This is a genomic window from Lentzea sp. NPDC059081 (assembly GCF_042738015.1).
Lineage (GTDB): Bacteria > Actinomycetota > Actinomycetes > Mycobacteriales > Pseudonocardiaceae > Lentzea.
In genome coordinates this window covers 424793-446484 of the sequence record NZ_JBHYGW010000007.1, presented here as the reverse complement: position 1 = coordinate 446484, position 21692 = coordinate 424793, and the positions used below count along the sequence as shown (strand labels likewise).

19 protein-coding genes are annotated in these 21692 nt (G+C 66.8%); 11 read left to right on the top strand and 8 right to left on the bottom strand.

The genetic code is table 11. The features are described from left to right. Positions 1-106: 106 nt before the first annotated feature. Positions 107-844 (bottom strand): chitinase, encoded by a 738-nt coding sequence (locus ACFWV3_RS19665; RefSeq protein WP_382412808.1) that lies wholly within the window; start codon positions 842-844, stop codon positions 107-109. A gap of 339 nt (positions 845-1183) precedes the next feature. After that, a complete protein-coding gene (locus ACFWV3_RS19660) occupies positions 1184-2086 on the bottom strand; it encodes a zinc-binding dehydrogenase (RefSeq protein ID WP_382412807.1) in 903 nt (300 codons plus the stop codon). Positions 2087-2224: 138 nt separating this feature from the next. Here ACFWV3_RS19660 and ACFWV3_RS19655 point away from each other — a divergent pair, with 138 nt between their 5' ends. After that, positions 2225-3145, top strand: coding sequence for a cupin domain-containing protein (locus ACFWV3_RS19655; protein WP_382412806.1), 921 nt, complete (start codon positions 2225-2227; stop codon positions 3143-3145). A 301-nt stretch (positions 3146-3446) separates the two neighbouring features. On the opposite strand, the gene ACFWV3_RS19650 is transcribed toward ACFWV3_RS19655, so the two are convergent. Further along, on the bottom strand, positions 3447-3695 hold the full coding sequence (locus ACFWV3_RS19650) for an ANTAR domain-containing protein (protein WP_382412805.1): 249 nt from the start codon (positions 3693-3695) through the stop codon (positions 3447-3449). A 526-nt stretch (positions 3696-4221) separates the two neighbouring features. Between ACFWV3_RS19650 and ligD the strand changes: the two genes are divergently transcribed. Beyond that, positions 4222-5217, top strand: coding sequence for a non-homologous end-joining DNA ligase (ligD, locus tag ACFWV3_RS19645; protein ID WP_382412804.1), 996 nt, complete (start codon positions 4222-4224; stop codon positions 5215-5217). Positions 5218-5226: 9 nt separating this feature from the next. On the opposite strand, the gene ACFWV3_RS19640 is transcribed toward ligD, so the two are convergent. The 3 genes from ACFWV3_RS19640 to ACFWV3_RS19630 form a co-directional block, all read right to left on the bottom strand. Next, positions 5227-5538, bottom strand: a complete 312-nt coding sequence (locus ACFWV3_RS19640) for a hypothetical protein (protein WP_382412803.1) — start codon at positions 5536-5538, stop codon at positions 5227-5229. Continuing rightward, on the bottom strand, positions 5535-5858 hold the full coding sequence (locus ACFWV3_RS19635; RefSeq protein WP_382412802.1) for a hypothetical protein: 324 nt from the start codon (positions 5856-5858) through the stop codon (positions 5535-5537). Before ACFWV3_RS19635 ends, ACFWV3_RS19640 begins: the two co-directional genes overlap by 4 nt. Before the next feature lie 873 nt (positions 5859-6731). After that, positions 6732-7559 (bottom strand): helix-turn-helix domain-containing protein, encoded by an 828-nt coding sequence (locus ACFWV3_RS19630; protein ID WP_382412844.1) that lies wholly within the window; start codon positions 7557-7559, stop codon positions 6732-6734. 1989 nt (positions 7560-9548) lie between these two features. Between ACFWV3_RS19630 and ACFWV3_RS19625 the strand changes: the two genes are divergently transcribed. The 9 genes from ACFWV3_RS19625 (at position 9549) to ACFWV3_RS19585 (ending at position 20372) form a co-directional block, all read left to right on the top strand. Continuing rightward, positions 9549-10835 carry a hypothetical protein gene (locus ACFWV3_RS19625; RefSeq protein WP_382412801.1) on the top strand — a complete coding sequence of 429 codons (1287 nt, stop codon included), beginning with the start codon at positions 9549-9551 and terminating at the stop codon, positions 10833-10835. A 455-nt stretch (positions 10836-11290) separates the two neighbouring features. After that, positions 11291-11947, top strand: coding sequence for a Crp/Fnr family transcriptional regulator (locus tag ACFWV3_RS19620; RefSeq protein WP_382412800.1), 657 nt, complete (start codon positions 11291-11293; stop codon positions 11945-11947). 741 nt (positions 11948-12688) lie between these two features. Next, the gene (dprA, locus tag ACFWV3_RS19615) at positions 12689-13711 is read left to right on the top strand and encodes a DNA-processing protein DprA (protein WP_382412799.1); all 1023 of its coding nucleotides are present in this window, start codon (positions 12689-12691) and stop codon (positions 13709-13711) included. 424 nt (positions 13712-14135) lie between these two features. Further along, positions 14136-15332, top strand: coding sequence for a DUF4192 domain-containing protein (locus ACFWV3_RS19610; protein WP_382412798.1), 1197 nt, complete (start codon positions 14136-14138; stop codon positions 15330-15332). 579 nt (positions 15333-15911) lie between these two features. Continuing rightward, entirely contained in the window at positions 15912-16316 is a 405-nt protein-coding gene (locus ACFWV3_RS19605) for a hypothetical protein (protein ID WP_382412797.1), read from the top strand. A gap of 208 nt (positions 16317-16524) precedes the next feature. After that, positions 16525-18372 carry a hypothetical protein gene (locus ACFWV3_RS19600; RefSeq protein WP_382412796.1) on the top strand — a complete coding sequence of 616 codons (1848 nt, stop codon included), beginning with the start codon at positions 16525-16527 and terminating at the stop codon, positions 18370-18372. Positions 18373-18503: 131 nt separating this feature from the next. Further along, a complete protein-coding gene (locus ACFWV3_RS19595; protein WP_382412795.1) occupies positions 18504-18878 on the top strand; it encodes a hypothetical protein in 375 nt (124 codons plus the stop codon). 30 nt (positions 18879-18908) lie between these two features. Further along, positions 18909-19826, top strand: a complete 918-nt coding sequence (locus tag ACFWV3_RS19590) for a bifunctional DNA primase/polymerase (protein ID WP_382412794.1) — start codon at positions 18909-18911, stop codon at positions 19824-19826. A 339-nt stretch (positions 19827-20165) separates the two neighbouring features. Continuing rightward, complete coding sequence (locus ACFWV3_RS19585; RefSeq protein ID WP_382412793.1) at positions 20166-20372, top strand: DUF4314 domain-containing protein; 207 nt, start codon at positions 20166-20168, stop codon at positions 20370-20372. Between the two features lie 158 nt (positions 20373-20530). Here ACFWV3_RS19585 and ACFWV3_RS19580 read toward each other — a convergent pair whose 3' ends face one another. Beyond that, the gene (locus ACFWV3_RS19580) at positions 20531-21013 is read right to left on the bottom strand and encodes a hypothetical protein (protein ID WP_382412792.1); all 483 of its coding nucleotides are present in this window, start codon (positions 21011-21013) and stop codon (positions 20531-20533) included. A gap of 117 nt (positions 21014-21130) precedes the next feature. Next, positions 21131-21298, bottom strand: a complete 168-nt coding sequence (locus ACFWV3_RS19575; protein ID WP_382412791.1) for a hypothetical protein — start codon at positions 21296-21298, stop codon at positions 21131-21133. Between the last annotated feature and the right edge of the window lie 394 nt (positions 21299-21692).

Sequence of the window (21692 nt, the reverse complement as noted above, 5' to 3'; positions counted from 1 at the left end):
CCCCCCCCCCTCCCCCTCCCCCCCCTCACCCCCTTCCTCCCTTCCCTCCCTCTCTCCCCCCCCCCCCCCCCACACCTCCCCACCCCCCCCCCCCGCCGCCGTCGGGTCAGCAGGACAGGTTGTCGCCGGTCGGGACGCCGAGGATCCCGGTGATCTGCGTGTACTTGTCGATCCGGCTCTGCACCTGCGCCGGGTTGCCGCCGTTGCACTCGATGGAACCGTTGATGCTGCGGATGGTCTCACCGAAGCCGCGGCCGTTGACCATCGCGTCGTGCGGGGTCATCGTGCCGGGGCCGGTCTGGGTGTTCCAGTACCAGAGGCCGGTCTTCCAGGCGACGGCCGCGTCCTGCTCGACGAGGTAGGGGTTGCCGAGCAGGTCGATGCCGAGGTTGTCGCCCGCGGCCTTGTAGTTGAAGTTCCAGCTCAGCTGGATCGGTCCGCGGCCGTAGTAGGCGGCCTGGCCCGCGGGGCAGCCGTAGGGCTGGCCGGTGTCGCAGTAGTGCGGGTAGTTGGCCTGGTTCTGCTCCACGACGTAGACGAGGCCGCCGGTCTCGTGGTTCACGTTGGCCAGGAACGCCGCGGCTTCCTGCTTCTTCACCGTGTCGTCGCCCGTGTTGGCGAAGCCGGGGTAGGCGTCGAGGGCCGCGGTCAGGCCGCTGTAGGTGTAGAAGCTGTTGCGGCCGGGGAAGATCTGGTTGAACTGGTCCTCGCTCACCACGAAAGCAGCGTCCGATGTGGACGGTTGGGCGGACGAGGTCGTGGCGGGCAGCACCAACGCGCCGGTTGCGGCGGCGAGTGCGGCTACGGCCACTCCGGCGCGCTTCAGGAACCGGGGTGTTGACATTCGGAACTCCTCTTGTCATGCCGGTCGTGCGCGATACGACCGGTCCCGTGTGGACTGACACAATAGGTATGGACCAATCTTCGGTTCGTGAAACCGCTCTCACGGAGAAAGGCCGCGACCGGCCCAGTGATCGCCTCGGCGTCTCACGGTGAGTAGAGGACGAGCAGGGCCGAATGGGTGAAGAGCAGCGCTGAAAGCGCGGAGAGCCTCTGCTCTCTGTAGAGATTTCCTGCTCGATGCGGCGGCCAGGTGGGGGATCGTAGGCCGGTAGAGCTGCCGGGCACCGGTCCGACCTGGGAGCGACAGGCGCTTTCGGCCACCGGAGCGGGAGCACGGCGGTCACGACACGTCCAGAACCACCTTGCCGCGCACTTCTCGCGCCAACAGCGCCTTCACCGCGCTGTCGACGTGCTGCCAGTGCGTGTGCAGGGTGACCTCCGCGGAGAGGCGTCCGGCCGCCTGGAGTGCCAGCAGGTCGGCGAGCTCCGCGCTGACCGAGGAGGTGACGTCGCCGAACGTGCTGATCGTCCTCGGCGCACCGAAACCGAACAGCTCGCCGACCGGGAACGAGGTGGGCAGGCCGGAGGCGGTGCCGACGAGCTGGACGTCCCCGCCGGGCGCGAGCCTGCGCCACACGCGTTCCAGCTGCGGGCCGCCGACGGTGTCCACCACGAGGTCGAACTCGCCGGTCAGCTCGTCGAGGTCGGCGGCGGCCTCCTCGGCACCCAGTTCGCGCAGACCCGCGGGGGAACCGGCCAGCGCGCTCACCCTGGCACCCGCGATCGCCGCGAGCTGGACGGCGAACCGCCCCACGCCGCCGCTCGCGCCGGTGACCAGGACCCGCTTGGCGAGCACGGACCGGGTGCGCAGCACGCGGAGCGCGGTGACGCCGGCGACCCCGATGGCGGCCGCATCGCTCAGTTCGACGGCGTCGGGCACGACCGCGAGCCGCGTCCGGTCGACCGCCACGCGTTCCGCCCAGGCGTGCTGCGCGAGACCCAGCACGACGCGGGTTCCCTCCACCGGCCCCGACCCGTCGGCCGCCGCGCGCAGCACGACGCCCGACGCGTCGTGGCCGTGCACGGCTCCGGACGGCCATTGCGCGACGTACTTCAGCTCACCGAAGTTCAGGGCGATGTGCCGGATCCCGACCAGGGTTTCCCCCGAACCCGGCTCGGGTTCGGGGACCTCCTCGAACCGCACCGGACCGTTGTCACCGTGATCGACCACGAGCGCGCGCATACCGCTGTTCCTCCTCCGAGACGGGTGTCCCTCCATCGTCGGGAAGCGGCCCGCCGCGGCCCACGGCCAGGTGACTCACGGTGGTAGCCGTTTGTCTCACCGCCGGGTCTCGCGCGGAAGCGCTGCCATCATGGAGTCGTGGACGTGCTGGAAGACGCCCTGCGGCTCTACGGGGCGCGGGGTTCGGTAGGTGTGCGGCTGGAAGCCGGCGGCGTGTGGGGAGTGTGGGTGGAGACCTACCCAGGGGCCGCGCTGCACCTGGTCGCCGAGGGCGAGGCGTGGCTGGAAGTGCCCGGCCGGCCCTCGCTGCACGTCGGCGCCGGCGGCGCGGTGCTGCTACCCGCGGGAACGCCGCACGGGCTGGCCTGGCGCGCGGGTGCGCGGATGGGGGCGTGCGACCGGGAAACCGCCGCGGCCGCCCAGGCCGACGGTGCGGTCCTGCGGCGCGGCACCGGCGAGGTGGACACCCGGCTGCTCACGGTGCACTACGAGCAGGACTCCGCGCTCGGCGCCCCGCTGTTCCCCAGGCCGGTGCACGTGACGGCCGGCGAGGGGCCCCGGTTGGCGGCGACGATCGCGCTGCTGTCCGCGGAGCTGGGCGAGCCCCAGGTGGGCACCACCGCCGCGATCAACAGCCTGGTCGACCTCGTGCTGGTCCAGTTCGCGCGGGCGTGGCTGCGCGCCCATCCGGCGGAGAGCGCCGGGCCGTGGCTGACCGGACTGCAGGACCCGGTGGTGCGAGACGCGCTCACCAGACTGCACCACCGGCCCGCCCACCCCTGGACGACGGCCGGACTGGCGACCGAGATCAGCGTCTCCCGGGCGACGCTGTCCCGCCGGTTCCCGGCCGCGCTCGGCGAGCCCCCGGCCGCCTACCTGACGCGGCTGCGCATGGAACTCGCCGCCGTCCGGCTCCGCGACACCGACGAGCCCGTGGAGTCCATCGCCACCGCCGTCGGGTACGGCTCGCCCAAAGCCTTCAGCCGGGCGTTCCAGCGCGTGCGGGGCCAAGCCCCCGGCGAGTACCGGTCCACCGCCCGCGCCGTCCTGGTCGGGTAGGAGCGCCTCGCGACGCTCACGTCGGGCTGGGGCACGGTGGGCACGCTGAAGGCCATCCTGCCCACCGCAAAGCCAACCATCGATCGCTGGTCATTGGTGTCGTAGCACCGGATGCCGTCCAGCCGCCGCTGACCCGGCCGTTGACGCTCTCGGTGCTGAGCCTGCGTCGCAACCGCTGAGGCAGGTGGCCGCGACAGTGAAAGCCGGGAAACGATGGTCGTCATGCGGTTCTCGGACGTGCTGCGTCCACCCGTAAGGCGGCTGGTGGTGCTCCGGGCGACTGTCCGTAGAGATAGCCGCTTCAGCGTTGATCTGCCACGATCTGCCCGCCGGCCCTGCTTTCGGTGCGGTTCTGCACGAGCCATGCAGCGACCTGGTGAAGTTTCATGTTGGCCGACTGGGAAGCGTCGACCAGCAGCCGGAACGCGGACGCGGCATCGACGTCGTGGCGTTCCATGAGGATGCCCTTAGCCGTGGCGATGATGTCGCGGTTGTCGATCGCACCACCGAGCTGGGCCTCGCGCTGGGCGCCCACCAACGCGATCGACATCGCCGGTGCGGAACGACTCGTGCTCGGCGATCGCGTCCACGCACGGTCCTTCACGCAGGTCGTACTGCAGCTGGTCGATCGTCTCGACGATGTGGCTCGTCAGCGCGACTGTATGGATCTTGCGATGTTCCACCAGCGAGATGCCCGCGTGCTCGGCGCCGTCGACGTAGTCCACGGCCGCCTTGACGATCGCCCGCAGTGTCGCGTCGACGCCCGGCTCAGCCTGCAGTGTTCGCGCTACTCCGCTGAGTGTCTCAGCAAGTCCTCTCGACCTGTTGTCACCAGCCGCGCTCATGATGCCCTCCATCATCAAGTCCGGCGCACTCAACGCTCCTACCCTTGGGGATCGTCTATTAAACCCGCGCAAGCCCATGGCATCGTCACACGATGGGCGGGCTTCACCGGCGCAAGGCAACGCCGGGTGACAAACCACGTAACCCGCGTCAGTGGCACCGGCTCATGTCGCGACCTCAGTGTTTCTCGCCGACCATGACTAAGCGGAGGAACGCGGAGAAGGGACGGTGACATGGGCAACGCAGTGCCGGCTGACCGGCCCCTGGATCTCATCCGCCCGATGCTCGCTACTGCGGGCAACCCGCCAGGAGACCATGGCTGGGCCGTGGAGTTCAAATGGGACGGCTACCGGGGTATCGCGCACTGCCAAGGGGCTGACGTGCGGCTGATCAGCCGGAACGACCTCGACTTCCTGCCCCGCTTCCCCGAACTGGCCATCTTGCCCGACCTGCTGCGCAACCGGACGGCGGTGCTCGACGGGGAGATCGTGGCGCTCGACGGGCACGGTCGCCCGAACTTCGGGCTGCTGCAGCAGCGCAACAAGCTCACCCCTCGTGTGCGGGAGCTGCGGCCGGCCAGGCCCCGCATCGCGTACTTCGTGTTCGACCTGCTGCATCTCGACGGACGATCGCTGGTGTCGAAGCCGTACGACGCCCGGCGGGCGATGCTGGTGGAGCTGGGGTTGCCCGGTGAGCACGCGGTACAGGTACCGCCGAGCTTCCCGGACACCGAGCCGGAGGACGTGCTGCGCGTCGCGGGCCAGTACGGGTTCGAGGGGATCGTCTCGAAGAGGCTCAAGTCGCGCTACGAGCCCGGCCGACGGTCACCTTCCTGGGTGAAAACGCCACTACGGTACACCCAGGAAGTCGTGATCGGTGGCTGGCGGATAGGGCAGGGCAACCGCGCAGGCCGGATCGGGTCTCTGCTTCTCGGCGCGCTCGACGCCAGTGGACGGCTGGTCTACGTCGGGCATGTCGGCACGGGCTTCAGCCAGGACATGCTCGCGGATCTACAGCGGCAGTTGGAGCGGCGAGCTCGGCCCACCAGCCCGTTCGACGTCGAGGTACCGCGCGAGCACGCCCGCGACGCACTGTGGGTCGAACCGGGGCTGGTGGGGGAAGTCGAGTTCCGGCAGTGGACTTCGGACGGCCGCCTTCGGCATCCGGCGTGGCGCGGCTTGCGTCCCGACAGGAACCCGGACAGCGTCGTGCTGCCGCCAGGCACCTGAAAGTGGCGCCTACTCGCGCTTGCGAAGTACGTGGAACGGGACCAACTGATCGACCAGGCGCAGCTTGTCGCGTCGACCGTCTGCGTAGCCGATCTCGTAGTTGACGACGCCGAGCCAGTCGCCTTCCACGCCCGGGAACCGCCCGTGCAGGCAGCCCTGCACCTCACCGGTCAGGTCGAGCCCGGTCTCGATCACGTGCCGGCGAGCACCTGGCGGGCGCGCGAACAGATGGTCCAGCCGCACCGACACCCCGGTGAGCACTGGTCGGTGACCGTGGATGTCATCGCCCTCCCAGACGGTGAACGGGCTGTGGAGCGTCACGACAGCCTTGCCGGGGACAACGCTCGCTGCCTCCTGCCGCGGATGAGCTCCTCATAGAGCTCCTCGGACAGCTCAGCGCGGTCTGCAGCGGGCGCAGTCGCGGTCAGCCGCCAGGAGTGATCGGCGCCGTCGGTGGCGCACGCCAGGCAGCTGATGAGGGCCTCACCGTCGTGCACGACCGCCCGGAACTGGGAGTGCCCGAGGGTGTGTCGGCCGAGCTTGCACCGCGCCGGCAAGAGGGCGACCAGATGGCCGGTCGAGTCGTACCTGTGAGCGAGATTGCCGTCCACTTGGGACGGTTCGAGAAGCTGCCGATCCATGACGCGAGAACCTATCATTGCAATCGTACATATGTTCGATCGGATGCGTGTGGCGTCTCGGGGATCGTGACGTCGCCGAGCGATGAGCCCTGCAGACTCTTCCGATCGTCGTCGGGATTGGTGCGGCTTCTCCGCGGAATCGGACAGTGTTCGCACGGCGCGGCATGTGGTGCTCGGACACAAGCGGCACCGTCGCCGCGCGGCCACCCCCCGCCAGCGGCCATGCTTCACGCCCCGCGTACTCAGTCCCGTCGAGCTCGACCGAGTGCGGTTCGCGGTGTCCGTTGTCGCCCAGGTCGTGCGCAGCTGCTGTGCGGGGGAGAGCCGGCGATCGAGCGGGCGCTGGCCCGGTGTGCGCGCGTTGCCGGTGTTGATGAACTCGGACGAGGACTATCCATGTCCTGCGTTGCCGAAGTTCGGTGATCGTTTTCCTGTATTGCAACGGCGATACCTTAGTCCAAAGAAAAGAATCCTCGACAATTGCTGGGCGCAACGGCTGTTCGGCTGTGGCCGATAGGCTCGGACTGTCGATGTCTGGAATTATCTGGCTGAGCAAGCCAGTGGACGGCTCGCCCGCGAGAATCGTGCAAACCGGTGCTGGGGCCTACTTGCGGTGGTGCCGACCTTCGTCGGCGTAGTTGATCGTCGGTAACCATGCGGTGAAGATCGGCAGGCATGGGTGCCGAGCTGGGCGAGTCTTGCGGATGGTCTGTCGGAGGCTGAGCCGATGCTGATGTGGTGCGGTGCATGGATGCCGCATGTTGATTCGTCTGCCCATGCGTCCGAGGTGCGGTCGCCCGCAGTGGTTGTGTCATTTGATTGTTTCGCGATGCGTGTGGTGGGCCGTGCAGCCGACTTGGCTATGGATGGGGTTCAGGGCTTCTGTCTAGATTCGATCATGGGATTGCAGTTCGGGCATCTGAGGACCTGGTGTGCTGAAACCTGGATCCATCGCTCTTGGGGGAGTGGTCCATCGCACTTTCCGCACCAAGGCGGCCAGTTCGTGTTCGGGCTGGACTTTGCGGGTCTTTCATTGATTCGGTTGAGTCGGGACGCGATGACCGCCAGTGGCGATCGTGCGCCGTGAGTGCGTTCGGTCAGGTGCGCGGCGAGCGAGTCTGGCTGCGTTCCTGCGGAGACTGCTGTGGAGATCATGGGGCGGAGTTGCTCTTCGTCGCGCGGAGAAAGTGGCCATGCCTGCCGCAGCCGGTCGAGGACTGCGAGGGTCGTGGCGTGGACCTGTGCGGGTTCGGGGTTGTGACTGGCGTCGGTCCGGGCGGGCGGGGGTGGATCTAGGTCGTTGTAGGACGGGTCGGGTGACGTAGCCGTGACGGGGGTGGGGTGTCGGTCAGGTGTCACCGCTGGGGTGTCGGGACGGTCAGCCGTGACGGGATGTCGGGGGTGTCGTCGTGTCGGGGGTGGGGGACGTCGGTGGTCGGCGTCGTGGAGGCCCTGTGTGAGGCTCGCCAGGTCGATCGCGTAGCGATTGCTCCGGCGTCCGCCCCCTGTGTCGACCTTGAGCAGACCTTGGGCTTCGAGGCATCGGATGCGTCGTTGAACCGTGCGTTCGCTCATTCGTGTCCTTCGAGCGAGTTTCTCGATGGAAGGCCAGGCATCGGTGCCCTGATCGTTTGCTTGATCGGCGATAGCGAGCATCAACAGCAGGTCTGAGCCTGAAACCGGGGCGTGGTCCCACACCATGGTGATGACCTTGACACTCATCGACTCTCCGATCTGCGTCTCGCTGCTGTAGGCGGTGTTGTGGGCGGGCCGCGGCGTGGCGTGCTGGGCGGTGGTGTGTCGCGACGCTAGAGCAGAGACGGTCGGCTTTGCCGGGGCAAGTTGTTCACGTGAGACTCGCGCGGTGTATGTCGGTGACGTGTTCCGGGCCCGAGCCGACGAGCGCATTCGCTGTGCTCTCTGGCACGCGGGTGGACCGTCCTGAAACTGGGTATGCGTGTCGTCCCGAAGGCGGAGATCACGCCGCCGCTCAAGGGCTTGTTCTCGGTACGGGGAGGCGCGGCACGGACTGGGCCTGCCTGGTTCGGCGACACCAGCGCCGAATATCCGTTACTGCTTGGTCGCAAGAGCAGGTGCAGCCCCCGCTTCGGTTGTGATCGCCGTGCTGCACGATCCCGGTCGTGCTCCCTGCCCGTCGCCGTCCTTGCGTGACGTCGCGTCGGAGACGCGCTGTCACGCGGTCGGGCAGCGAGCTTTGGGCGCGGCCCGGCATCCGCTACTCCAGCCGCCTTCTGAACACCAGAAGTTCCGACAGGCTCCGACGCTCGTTCGGTCGCTGCCCAGTCATGGGCAGCCTCGGTGCGCTGACTGTGTCGGCGAGGTCGTGCCGGCTACGTCAACGCTCAGCTGGCCAGCCTCACTGACCGGCGAACCAAGTCTCTCAGCACGGCGATCCCTCCAAGCATGCCTGGGGTGAACCCGTGTTGGAGCCGCTCGGGATGACCGCGGCGGCTGTCTGGCCGGATTCGGAGAAGACACATGGTGTCGCTGCGGCTTGCGATGCCGGCAGAGAGAGGTGAGACAACTGACGTCCACATTCGACAATGAGGTCAGGATCGGCGAGAACACCTACCGGGTCAGCGTGATCACGGATCCTGGGCAGCCGTTGGTGCTGGATCTACTGGGAGCCGACAACGCCGGCAGAGTCGTTGCCGATGGCCGTCTCCAAGTTCCTGTGGAGGACAGCGTCCTGGTCGGCAAACTCGTCACCCGCGTTCTCGCCGCGCATGGGCGCATGCAAGGTCGCTCTGACCGCGCTGCGAACGCGAACCGTCCCTGGAGCGAAGCTCTCGACGATGAGCTGCGGGACGCTTGGCTGCAGCCTGGGACCGCGAACGCGGTCGACCGCATCCGCGACCTCGCCACGCGCATGCAACGAACTCCGACTGCCATCCGAGCTCGGCTTCCGAGGGTGGGGTGCGACCCGAACGTCGTTGCCCGCGAACTTCCGTAGCTGGGCTGCTCTCCTGGGCGCCGAACGATCGATGACCCATCGAAGCACCTGATCCACCACGCGGGGTGGCTGCGACTGATGCACGTTCAGCCGCAACCACCCGCTGGCGACGGACCAGGCCAGCGCGCACCTTGGTACCCGACGAGCCCCGCGTGTGGGATCGTCGCTGACAAAACCGGACCGGTCACAGCGCCGGTGGCAGGGGATTCCACAGCGTTTTCGGGAGCACCTGCGTTCTGGTGCTCGAAGCACCGCTGGCCTTTCCGATGGCTCTGCCCGGAAGAGACCTGGTCTCTGGCACCTGCACATCGTGATCGGTCACGGCCCCGGATGTACGGGACCGCGTCAAAATATCGGTAGCAGGGGCCTTCACCGCCACGCTCGCACCGTCCGCCATGCCGCGAGGCTGGTACACGAGCTCTCACGCACGCGACCGGCAGCGACGGTCGGCAATCCGACGGACTCGGACCTCGAGGTCCCTGCTCCCGCAAGCTGATCCGGGGACCAGCGCTGCCGACAGCGAAGCAGCTGAATGGGCAGTCGATCCCGTTCTCCGGTTTCGAGCCGGTCTTGCCGTTAGCCGATCCGCCCTTCCTTCGGTGGCTGCCTCCCCGTAACTGCGGTCCCGGCGGCGCATGCGCCCAGGCCTGCCAAGCAGGTGCCGGCATGACCGGTTCGACTGCGTGGTGGGAGGTGCCGTCGTTCGGGTTGCTCGCGTGGCCGACAGCCAGAACATCACCGACAAGGACACCACTGTGACCAAGCAACATCAATCTTCCAGGGCAGGAAACGGGTGGACGCCACGTCGTTCACGGGATCTGCCCGCGATGCGGGACCGCCAGGTCGATGTTTTGCTGAGCGACGACTATCACGACATCGTCGCGCAGCTGTTGGGGCGTGGCGGGAACTCCCACTTCATGCCGAAGGTTCTTGGCGTGTATGACGAGCAGGGCAGCGGCAAGGATGAGCGGCACCACTTGGCCCAGGCCCGGATTCTGTGCGCGGCCGAAGCTGAGCGGCTCATGGCGCCCACGCCGATCTGGCACGCGACGTCGGATATGACCAGTCTCGCGTTGACGATCGCCCGAACTGCGCCGATCGAGCCCGCCGCCGCCCACCGGTTGCCTTCCGAGTCGGGGTTCATCGTCTTCGACGAGCCGATCGGCGGTACGACTGCGTCGGTACACGACCTGACCAATGGCCTGTGGGATCGGGTTCGCCGCGATCTGACCATCACCACACCTGTTGTCGCCGCCGCCTGGTCGACGTGGAAAGCCACCGGTGACGGGCCGCGCGTGCAGTGGTACCGGCGCAGCCCGTTCGGTGTCGGTTTACCGGTGGACGACAACTTCGACGGCGTCTGGGTGAACTTCTACACCGCTGTAGGTGACCTCTACGACCATTTCGACCATGACGAGCCATTGTGGACGGACTCGTCTGGTGGCGTCGTGACCGCGGCGCAGGTGTACGAGGCGCAGATGCTCAGTGCCGTGCCGGAGTTGGAGATGCACGGCGACATCGTCCTGCGTTGGGGATCGCACCTGCCGGCAGCACCCAAGCGGGATTCTCGCGACGAGTGGCTCAACGTGCTCTACACCTGCTGGCAGCTGTTGTCCCAGAAGAACACACGCACGCGATCCCCACTGCTGGAGATCGAGCACCTTCCTGCGCGTCACCAACAGGCGGATGCCCGGCTGGGCGTGCGGGTTGCACGGGTACACCCCGACTACCGCCCGTCCGCGGGGGCTGTGCCGGGAGATGCCACAGCGTCCACGGGCCGCCATGCGAGCAGCTGCGACTACCGCTGGCCAGTGCCTCCGCATCGCCGATCGGTGTGCCGCAACCCGTCCGGTCATCACCTGAACCCGGCGGAGTGCGCGAGGACCACGCACACCGACGTGATCGTGATGCCGCATGTGAATGGACCCATCGGCAAGCCACTTCGTGTCCGGCCACGGGTGCGGAGATGGGACAGGCAGCCAGGCGACCACGACGGTTCCTGAGCTGAACTGCTATCACTCGCCAGTGCGAGCGGTAGAGCGCGTCGCAGGAGTTCGATCACGAAGGTCACCGCGGTGTGTTCAACCGCTCAGCGAGAAGCTCATCGGCGATCAGGCCATGCCGTGACCGCTGTGTCTGCAGCAGGATCGGGTTTCTGTGCTTCGCCACGCCGAGGCGGCGAACCACCAACACCGTGCATGGCCACGCGTTGTTCCGGCCGTCAATCAGGCCCAACGCCGATTGCGTCCGCCTGGTCCTCGACCGTGACCTGGGCACCGTGGTGACCGTGATGGATCGCTGGCTCGTAGGCGTTCTGCGTTCCCTCGTCTCTGACCGCTGTTACCGGTGTCGTCGCACCGCAGCGGTGGGTCTGCGGGCCTTCGTTTCTCGAGCGCTTCCGTACAGGAAGCACCCAGCCCCCGTTGTGAGTCCGGTTTCGCGCTGCAAAGGAATCAAGATGAGCATCGTCATCCCCCCGGCAGACCCGGTTCTTGCCAAGCTCGCCAGACACGCCGGAGATCAGGTTCGGTTCTCACGCGGCCAAAGAATCTTCACGTCGGCAGAAGCCGGCCAACACCTCTACATCATGCGGTCCGGCAAGGTGAAGATCGTCGGCAGCACTGATGGCGGCAGGGAACACCTGCTGTCGATCTGCGGACCGCCCGACATGTTCGGCGAACTGTCGGTGTTCGACCCGGGACCCCGTGCCTCCACCGCCACCGCGGTGACCGACGTAAGTGCCATCAGCATCGGGCGCGCGGACTTACGTCAACAGATGAACGCTCATCCCGAACTGGCAGAGCACCTGCTGCGCTTGCTTGCTCGAAGCCTCCGACGCTGCAACACCATGGTCGGTGAGGCGATCTTCGCGGATGCGCCTGGGCGTGTGGCCAAGGTGCTGTTGGAGCTCGCCACGCGGTTCGGTGAGTCGCACCCCGCGGGCATCCAGGTCGATCACGAACTGTCCCAGGAAGAGATCGCCCAGTACGTCGGCGCCCGCCGAGAAACCGTCAACAAGGTCCTCTCGCGCTTTGCCGACCGCGGTTGGGTGCAGGTCATGCACAAGAGCGTGCTGATCCTCGATCCCGAGAGCCTGGCCTGGCGAGCCCGCTAGCACACACGCATGCGTGCCGGGCATGGCCTGTGGCCCAGCCATGGGATCTGTTCGAAGCCGATGTACGCACCACGCTCGGCTCGATCTGTGTGCGTGTCGCCGCCATGCGCCACTGACACGAGCGTGAACAACGACTGCACAGCGCGCTCAACCGAAGCGGCGGTCAGAGAGAGATGACCCTCCGCGCAGATGCCCACCGCGCAACCTCGTTCCTGCCAAGAGAACGAGCAACGTCGTCAAAGGACTCTCACGTGACTGAACCTCCTGTGAAATTCATCTGTCAGAACTGCCAGAGCGTCCTGAACATCGTTACATGGCCTGGCGGCATAGGCGTTCAACACCCTCGAAGCGTTCCGGACGACCACGAGATCGTCCCCGTTCCGGTGCCGGCTGACTTCCAAGGCGGGAAGTGTGATTTCTGCGCTGAAGGAAGGCTAGCTTTGCGCTGCCAGCCAAAAACTTCCGAGTACCGAACTTGCTGATGGACATGAGCATGGGCGACTGGTTGGCATGTGAGACGTGCGGCAGCGTCGTCAAGGAGGACAAGTGGTCTGTGTTGGTCGAGCGTGCCGCGAACCGCCTTGCTCGCAGCATGGGGCGTGAGCGAGCGCATGTCTATGACCTGGCGTACATGCACCGCCTATTCCGCGCCCTACGGGGGAACGTCACTGGCCCGCTCCGTCCGATTGCGCCCCAACCGAGTGATGTTGACGACCGCAACAGCATGCGACGCGGCACCGCGTGTTCGAAGGGCCGCCGTTCCTCATCACCAAGCCGATCGATACGGCACCAGCCACTACAACGACGGAGTTCACCATGGCCTCGAACGATGACATCCGCCTCGCCCGTGCACACCTGTCCAGGGTGGCCGAGGTCGACCGCGACGCTCTCACCACTCTTGTCACCGAACTGGGTCCGGTCGAAGCATCGAACCGAGTTCGATCGGGTGATCCCGGTTTCAGCGGCGAGAACACGGTGTCTGCTCGAGATGCGGAAGACCGTGCTCATCGAGATCTGGAACAGATCACTTCGTGTCAGGGCAGGCTGGTCATCCCCGAGGACCCCGACTGGCCGCAAGGCGAGTTGGCTGCCCTGTCACAGCCGAAGGACGGCCTGCGAAACCTGGGCGAGCCACTCGCACTGTGGGTACGCGGTCCGCACAACCTGTCAGACGTGCTCGGCCAGGCAATCGCGATGGTCGGCTCGCGCGCCGCTACCGGCTACGGCGAGCACGTGGCGAGCGAGTTCGCACACGTTCTGGGGGAACAGGGTTCGACGATTGTCTCTGGCGGCGGGTATGGCATCGACGGTGCAGCACACCGCGGTGCGCTGGGCGCCGGCGCGATTACCGTCGCGGTGCTCGCGTGCGGCCCGGAACTCGCTTACCCCCTGGGGCACGGCGGTCTGCTGAGAAGGATCGCTCGCGAAGGCATGATTGTCAGCGAGTACCCGCCGGGCGTGGCGCCGGCGCGGCATCGTTTTCTGGCCAGGAACAGGATCATCGCGGCACTCGGTGCGGGTACCGTTGTAGTCGAGGCCGGGCGCAGAAGCGGGGCGAAGTACACCGCGGAGACCGCAGCGAGGTTGGGGCGCGTCGTGATGGCGGTGCCAGGGCCGATCACCTCGGCGGGTTCGGTCGGCTGTCACGAGATGATGCGAACCGGCCTCGCCATTCCGGTCGGCTCCACAGCCGAGGTCATCGACTCCCTGCGCGGCTGTGCGGTCAGCCAGGTTGCCGATCGCACCACACCCGGCATCGAGTGACACCAGACCAAGGTGAGATCGCGACGTTCCTCGCGTGACCTTTACGTATAACTCGGTTGCGGCCGGTAGGACGTGCGGTGGCGTGCCGCTCTGACCGGCGATCGGCGAAATCCGAGCGCGTCTGAGCTGGATGCTTGAGGACCACTTACGTACGTCGCGCTGAGAAGCTTCGCGTGACGCGGCTCCCCAGTCGTTGTCTTCGGACGCGATGGGCCGGATCTCCGGTGGATTGACAAGCCACCGTTGCAGGTCTTGAGGTGCAGTCCTGTCAGCCTCCTGCACAGCAGTCGGACCGGTCTCCGAACATTCGCTGGAGTGCCCTCCGCGTCCGTAGGCGTGCCGCTTGGGTCGTGTCTTCGGATCCCTTTTGCAACAGGGCCCCTCTTTCGAGCACAACGACTCGGATGATCCACAACGCCGCGCGATGGTCGTAGTGCTCGGTCCGCGACTCGTCCATCACGACACACGCGGCAGGGCTGATTTCGCGTTCGCTCGCCTGCCGGCCATTCGGGTCGGCATCCGACCGTGTGGCAGGCGTGCATCGAAAACCCGCCCAATCAAGGCGAATCCCGAGCTGCTGCCACCTGGCAGCAGCGTTCCTAAAGGACAAAAGGCAATGGTCCACTGCTCCGATATCAGCACGCTGCTTGCCAGCGTGCCACCGCTGCTCGGCTTCATTCCGGAAAACTCGCTGGTCTGCATGATCTGTGAAGAGCAAAAAGTGATCATGACGCTCAGGATCGACCTTCCGGATCCGACCCAATCCGAGATCTTCGCTCAGAAGATTGCCCACATCGTTCTCGGCCAGGGAGAGAACGTCACTGCGATCGTGGCGGTGTTCGGGGGTGGCGCGCTCACCTCCGCCGGCACACCGCCGCACGCTGATCTGATCGACGCACTTCACCGCTTGCTGGGCGACGACCATCTGGCTCACGGGGCTGCGCTCTGGGCTGAAGCCTGTGCAGAGGGTGCACGGTGGTGCTGCTACTGCGGGGAATGCGACGTGTCCGGTACTCTGCCTGACCCATCGGCAACCGAGTTGGCCGCTGAGAGCGCCGCGGCCGGGGTGGTGACCCATGCCAGGCGGTCGGAACTGGCGCGCTACGTCGCCACGGCCTCCGAGCACGACGTCGCCCGCAGGGCCGCACTGCTCGGCGACATGTCCTCGACGTGGGCGTGTTCCTCTCGAGAAGCACTTGCTTTGGTTCGGGACGCCGTTCACGCCATGGCACGAGGCGATCTCGAGGCCGACGATGCGTTCATCGCGCGCATGGCTATGGCCCTTGACGATGAGCGGGTCCGTGACGCTTCCCTGTCCTTCGCCGCGGAAGAGCATGCAACAGCCGCTGAGCATCTTTTCTTCATGCTCACCCGAGAGTGTCCAGCCCCGTACCGTGCTGAACCTGCTGTCCTAGCGGCGTTCTACTCCTATCTGCGGGGCGAAGGGGCGCTGGCCTCGATGGCGTTGGACGCCGCAGTCGAGGCGGCGCCCGGACACGGGCTGACCAAGTTGCTGCGCTTTGCCATCGACAGCGCCACGCCGTCTGCGGTACTTCGTCACCTCGTGCACCGGGCAGGGGTCGAAGCGGTCGCGATGCTGGCAGAGGACTCCGACGAGTAAGCGTACGTCTGAGCCGGTCGGATCCCGGCGCACGCTTCGGGTTGACGTCGTTCGACTCGGCGTCGCACGACTCTACGAGTTGTCCACCTTGCCCCCCGCAATGACGGGCAGACGTGGTGACGACCGGATTCGTGGCCATCTATGTCCATAACGGACAGATCGGCGGCTGTTCGGCTGGCGTCCGTTCCGAGGTCGAACCGACCGACCGATCTCAGCCTAGGCGGCCTGGCAAGCACCGTGCCGCGGTCGCTCGCCGAGGTTGCCCCGGCCATGCACGTCACCCGTCCGTGTTCCGCCGTGACCACAGCACGCTTTGCGGTCACGAGTCGCCGTTCACGCAGGTGATCATCAACTTTCCCCGAAGGGATGGATGTGCCCACTCCGCAGCCGATTGGTGCTGTGAAAGCTGTTCTTGCCGGCCACGTCAGCCCGGAGACCGCCTACGTGGTCGATGGCCGATCGCCGGGCGGAACCCCTAGCCGGATCCGGTGCTGGGTGGAAACGGGCGTCCGGGGAAGGAACAAGGGGTTCCAGCGTTTCGTCCACCAGAGCACAGCCCGCACGGCCGAGGGAATCGAGGTGTGGAGGAAGCCGCACCCCCGCAACTTCCACAACAACGTTTTGGTGATCATGTACGTCGACCACCTCGGCAGAGTGAACCACTCCGCCGTGGGACTGTGGGGGCCGACCCCCGAGCAACACCACCGTCTGACGCTGATGGGTCTCGTGGGCAAGCTCGACAGCAGCCAGCACGCTCTCTACGAGACGTTGCTTGCGACCTCGCAACGGTCCAACAACATCGGCTGGGCGGGTTTCGAAGACAAGGTCGCCGGTCTGACGGCGTTGATCCGCCGGGGCCGCACGCCGGACGTCACGGACCAGTACTGGACGGATCCCGCGGGCTACCAGCACTTCCTCAACCACAGCGGCGCCGTCTACCTGGCAGTCGCCCGCAGCCGTGCCTGGACCGCCAAGCCCCGCTGACGGGCATCGGCAGAGCAGCCAGCGCCGGTTCTCGCCTGCCCGACATGCAGAGGCACGCCGGGCTGCCTCGCTGACCACGTTCCGCCAGAGCGCACGGGACGCCTCGCCTCCTTCCGCCACGTCAGCGCAGGAGCTCACGCGGGCCCGAATCGGAGTCCATGGAGGACTTTCCGTTCTTTCATCCAGCTGCACAGAAGGGACTACACGCATGGCCACAACCAAGTCCGGCGAGACAAACCAGGCACGACGCCTGAAAGCCGCACCGGAAGCGAAAGCCGTTGCCTCCGAGACGCTGTCACCTCACTCCGGTGACGGCGTCATCAAGGTGATCTTCACGGCGGCAGGCTACGAACTGCTCGAAATGGACCCGCACGAGCTCTACCTCGGTGAGGGCATCGAGTCCAACACCCGCAACGACATCGAACGAGACGAGAACTTCTTCCGGTCCGTTGCGAAGAACGGCGTCGACCTCGTCATCGAGGCCCGCCGTGACGAGCATAACCGTGTCAAGGTCCACGACGGCAAGATGCGCACCCTCGCCGCACGAGAGGGCGGTGTGAAGTCCGTCCTGGTGCTCGTCAAGCCGACGGAGGTCTCCGACGAGCGCAGCGCTGAAGTGGAGCGCATCTTCAGCCAGCTCAGGATCAACGAGCTTCGCAGCGACATCAGCCACAAGGACAAGATCCTCGCCTTGCAGCAGCTCGTGCTGCTCGATGTCACAGCGGAAGAGCTTGCGGAAGAACGCAACATCGAGTTGCCGGAAGCGGAGAAGATCGTCACGACCGTACGGTCGACAGCGGCGGTTCAGGCCGCCGACTACGACCTCACGATCGACGAGATGGCGATCTTTGCCGAGTTCGACGGAGACGAACAGGCCCTCGAAGTCCTGAGGGCCACAGCGCAGAACCAGCGCAGGAACCTCAACTACCAGGCCCGCGAGCTGCGGAGCAAACGCGCTGATGTCGCCCTGGTCGAGCGGGCGAAAGCCAAGCTCACCGGCTCCGCCGTCACGGCTCTCACCGAACGAGACGACGCCTTCGACGACGACAAGGCCATGCAACTGCAGAAGTTGCGCCCCAGCGCCGGACACGAGCCGGGCAGCGAGCTCACCACCTCGGCCCACAAGAAGTGTCCGGGACACGCCGTGCTGATCTCCCTGGAGGGCTTCGGCAAACATCGCAGGGCCGTCACCGAGCCGGTCTGCTCCGACTACCGGCTCTACGGACACGCACGGCGTCACGCCCCGATCGGGGCGGTCGAGCCACCTGCCTCCTCGGGTACGAAGACCCCGCAGCAGCTCGCCGACCACAACTCCGCACGGGCGAACAACCCGAAATGGCGGGACGCGACCGCGCCACGCATCGAATGGACCTCGGAGTTCCTGCTCACAGGAGTTCTGCCGTCCGGCTTCAAGTACCACCGGCGGCTCGCCCAGCTGCAGGCCGCGGCGGGCTATGAGTTCAAGCGAGCAAGCGAACGCGGCCACGCCACGGTGTGTCAGATGCTGCGCATCCCGCTCAGGCCCAGCATCTACGGCAAGCCCGGTGGCGACATCGACGCGCTGCAGAAACTGTGTGCGGGTGCGAGCGAGCAGCGAGCCAAGATGATCAACCTCGCGATGTGGCTGTTCGCCGTCGAGGAGAACCTGAGCAAGGACGCGTGGCGAAGCAGGTCCCGCGAAGCGGTGCTGCTGATGACCGTCCTCGAGGAGCTGGGCAAGCCGATGCAGGAGATCGAGCTGATGCTCCTCGGACGTAACAAGACCACGACCGCTGCCGCTGCCGAGCCACCCGGCGCAGGGCAGACCAGCGACACGACGGAACCGGCGACCACCCCGGAGCCGGCCACCACGCCAGAGCCGGCGACGGATCCAGGAGCGGAGTCTGCCCAGGGCGCGCCGAGCAACCCGGCGGCGCCGCAGGATGCGGACGATGTCGACCAGATCCGCATGTTCGACGATCTGGTCGGCTCCCCGGACGTGGCCACCTCCCATCCCGGAGAGGATCCGGCAGCCGCCCCGGTCACCGCCGCAACCGACGGCCCGGCCTCCGCCTGATCTCGCGACCGGCCACCAGGACAGTGGCTTCGGGCGTGAGGCGTCTTCCGCTACACGCGGGTGGCCCGCGCCCGAACCACTGTTCCTCCCGCCCTGTCACCACGCGTGTCAACTCGACAGGACCGACGTCAATGACAGCCCTCGACCGGCTTCTCGACCGGCTCACCAGCCTGGGAAAGCCACTCACCGACGATGCGCGGGCGCGGATTACCGCCCTGGACTCGAAGCCGAGTCCACAGACCTGGAACGCGGCCTACGCGCTCCGACTCGACGCACGGCAACACAGCACAACGCTGTGCGCCGCCGTCCGCCAGATCGACTCACGATGCCCGCCGGCACCCACATCCACCCACCACCACGACAATCCGGCCCGATGGAACGGATACTTCCCGGCCCAGCTCACACTGCGCATCGCGTTGAACCGCGTCGCCGAACAGGTTCCGATCGTCATCTGCCGGAGCCTCGGCGATCGGCGGCCCGACCAGCCGCAGCCTCCTTCGGCCTGAACCGCACGAACCGAAGGGACAGCGCCCGTCATGAGCTCAGGATCGCGTCTGCCACGGCATGAGGCCGCGCTCGCCGCAGCAGCCAGGGGATGGCCGGTGGTACCGGCCGTTCCCGGCGGCAAAGTACCCGCCTTCGAAGACTGGGACCTGATCGCGACCACGGATCGCGCACAGATCGCCGCATGGTGGACACAACGGCCGTACAACGTCGCCATCTCCTGCCGTCGAGCCGGGATAGTCGTCCTCGATCTCGACCCCGCCCGCGGCACACAACCGCCACACCAGTGGGCACACCGCGGCGCCCGGCACGGCCGCGACGTCCTGCGGCTACTCGCACACGACCTCGGCGAGCCCGACCCGGTCGACACCTACCGCGTCTGGACCCCCTCCGGCGGAGAACACCGCTACTTCACCGCACCCGCCGACGTCGAGCTCCGCAACACCGCCGGCAGGCTCGGCTGGCACATCGACACCCGCGCCCACGGCGGCACCGTCATCGCCGCCGGGTCGATCCGCCGCATCCAGGGCACACGGCGCCTGTATCGGCCAGCGCGGCCCGTCCGAGCACTCGCGCCGCTGCCGCAGTGGCTCGTGTACGCCCTCACCCCGCCTCCGGCGCCGGCGCTTCCCGTCGCCGCAGGTAGTGCACCGCTGTCGACCCGCCGCGCGGACGCCTACGTCGCAGCCGCCGTGCAAGGCGAAATCGCCAACGTTCGACACGCACAGGTGGGAAACCGCGCCCACACACTGTTCGTCGCCGCGATCAAACTCGGACAGCTCATCGGGTCTCGGTGGCTCGAGGAACACGAGGCGGTCACAGCCCTGCTCACCGCGGCAGCCGAACACGAAGGCATCGCCGGATGGACCCGCAGCGAATCCCAGCACCACATCCACAACGGAATCGCGCGAGGCGTCAAAGAGCCGCGCGTCATCGTGGACGCAGACTGACCCGGTCACACCGGAGAGGACCCCATTACCGCCGGAACCCGCCGACGTTCCGACCCCGCGACGAGACCACGTGACGCCAGGGCACGGCACGCCGGGCGTCACGATCCGGGGGTGCGTCCGTGACTCGGCGACCGAGACCCGGGAACCGCTGCTGCGCAAGTCGTGAGCCTCGCTAACCAGCGCAACCCAGCCATGGGCGAACTCAAGGCCGAAACAGCGAATGCGTCCTCAGCAGCGAGACGGACCACCCAGGTTCCGATCCGTGCCAGCTGCGATGCGCCGGCCCAACAGAACCGTCGGCACACCTGCTGACTGTGGTCACAACCTGATCGGAGACACATGCCCACGTTCAAGCCAGCCGACCGGGTTGAGCTGATTCACTGCGCTGACCCGCACACCACGTTGGTCCCTGGCATGCTCGGCACTGTGACGTTCATCGACGACGCCGGCACCGTCCACGTCCACTGGGACTGCGGCAGCCAACTCGGGATGCTCCTCACAGAAGGCGACGCCATCCGACGCGTCGCTACCGACGACAGGCACTGACGAGGACTGGCAACAGCGAAGTGCTCCGCGTCTCCGATGCCAGCAACTAGGTCCCGTATCGCAGCCCGACTGCCAGCGCGCCGCACCACGACGTCATCCGCGTCCTGCTCGACACAGCATCACTCATCCGCTGGAAGCGTCATGCGGGTTCCCTCTCATCACACCTCGGTCGATACCGATGGGGGTGTGCGCCGCAGCAGGAGCACGACGAACCCGAGAAATCCGCGGTAGCCGCCCAGCCAGCTGGTTCGGTGGTCCGATGACATCTGGAGAGCGAGGTCGTGGTCGGGGTGTTCGGGATTGTCGAGGGCCCAGTTGGCGAGGGTGCCGGTCCAGCACCACTCGTACTCGTCCCACTCCGCGCGGGTGCTGATGTACCCGTAGATCGGTGTCCATCCGTCGGCGATGACCTGGGCCACGGTGGTCGGGAGATCCGCGTACTTCTGTGGACCGTTCTCCTGTTCCGCGCGGACGGCGGGATCCGGTTCGTGCTCCCAGAAGCAATCACCGAGCAGGAGCACCCCGTCATCGGCTAGGTGTTCCCGAGCGGCTTCCAACGTGGGCAGCAGCCCGCCGAACGCGTAGGCAGCCCCCACGCTGAGCACCACGTCCGCTTTCCTGGCCGACCGGTACTCGGCCACGTCCTGGCGGCGCAGCTCCAGCCGATCAGCCAGACCGAGCCGGGCCGCCTCATCCAGGACGTTGTCGAAGCCTTCACCCGAGATGTCGACTCCGACAGCCGTTACACCGTCATGCGCCTACAGCGCGCGCAGCAACCAGGTGCCGTCGCCGCAACCCAGATCAAGCAGGTGATCGTCCTGCTCGCGGATGGCCCGCTGGAGCAGGTGCGCCACCGTGCTGTCGCTCAACGGCGCGGATATCGGGTGGTCGTTGTGCGCGAGAGCGGCGAGTTCGTGTCGGCCCACCAGCGCTGTCTATCAGAGCCCGGATCTCGTGTCGCAGGCATTTCACAGCGGCGACGGTGCCACCCTGCCGCCGAACGCACCCCGGTCCGGTCGGTCCACCAGCGCGACCAGCTTCCCGATGCCAACACGCAGTAGCTTCGGGTCAGCAGTTCACCTGCATCGTCCCCAGCCGACGTAGTAGGGGAGCGCCACGACCACCGCGTCAACGCATCGCTGCCGACCTTGATACAGGCCCTCACACTCGACCTCGTGGTGGGGGGGGAAAAAGGGGGGGGGGGGAAAAACCCCCGGGGGGGGGGGGGGGGGGAAGGTTTCCTCCAACCTCGACGTCTCGGTGCAGCGAATAGCGGAGTACAGCTCGGTGCGCGGCCTCGGGTTGCACGGAGCGTTGCCG

What these genes read in the sequence shown, in the direction of transcription:
- ACFWV3_RS19595 (WP_382412795.1), top strand. Translation starts at nt 18,504, where the DNA reads ATGACAGCCCTCGACCGGCTTCTCGACCGGCTCACCAGCCTGGGAAAG.
- ACFWV3_RS19650 (WP_382412805.1), bottom strand. Translation starts at nt 3,695, where the DNA reads ATGTCGATCGCGTTGGTGGGCGCCCAGCGCGAGGCCCAGCTCGGTGGT.
- ACFWV3_RS19610 (WP_382412798.1), top strand. Translation starts at nt 14,136, where the DNA reads ATGGTCGTAGTGCTCGGTCCGCGACTCGTCCATCACGACACACGCGGC.
- ACFWV3_RS19630 (WP_382412844.1), bottom strand. Translation starts at nt 7,559, where the DNA reads ATGGTGTGGGACCACGCCCCGGTTTCAGGCTCAGACCTGCTGTTGATG.
- ACFWV3_RS19635 (WP_382412802.1), bottom strand. Translation starts at nt 5,858, where the DNA reads ATGGATCGGCAGCTTCTCGAACCGTCCCAAGTGGACGGCAATCTCGCT.
- ACFWV3_RS19665 (WP_382412808.1), bottom strand. Translation starts at nt 844, where the DNA reads ATGTCAACACCCCGGTTCCTGAAGCGCGCCGGAGTGGCCGTAGCCGCA.
- ACFWV3_RS19590 (WP_382412794.1), top strand. Translation starts at nt 18,909, where the DNA reads ATGAGCTCAGGATCGCGTCTGCCACGGCATGAGGCCGCGCTCGCCGCA.
- ligD (WP_382412804.1), top strand. Translation starts at nt 4,222, where the DNA reads ATGGGCAACGCAGTGCCGGCTGACCGGCCCCTGGATCTCATCCGCCCG.
- ACFWV3_RS19660 (WP_382412807.1), bottom strand. Translation starts at nt 2,086, where the DNA reads ATGCGCGCGCTCGTGGTCGATCACGGTGACAACGGTCCGGTGCGGTTC.
- ACFWV3_RS19620 (WP_382412800.1), top strand. Translation starts at nt 11,291, where the DNA reads ATGAGCATCGTCATCCCCCCGGCAGACCCGGTTCTTGCCAAGCTCGCC.
- ACFWV3_RS19600 (WP_382412796.1), top strand. Translation starts at nt 16,525, where the DNA reads ATGGCCACAACCAAGTCCGGCGAGACAAACCAGGCACGACGCCTGAAA.
- ACFWV3_RS19585 (WP_382412793.1), top strand. Translation starts at nt 20,166, where the DNA reads ATGCCCACGTTCAAGCCAGCCGACCGGGTTGAGCTGATTCACTGCGCT.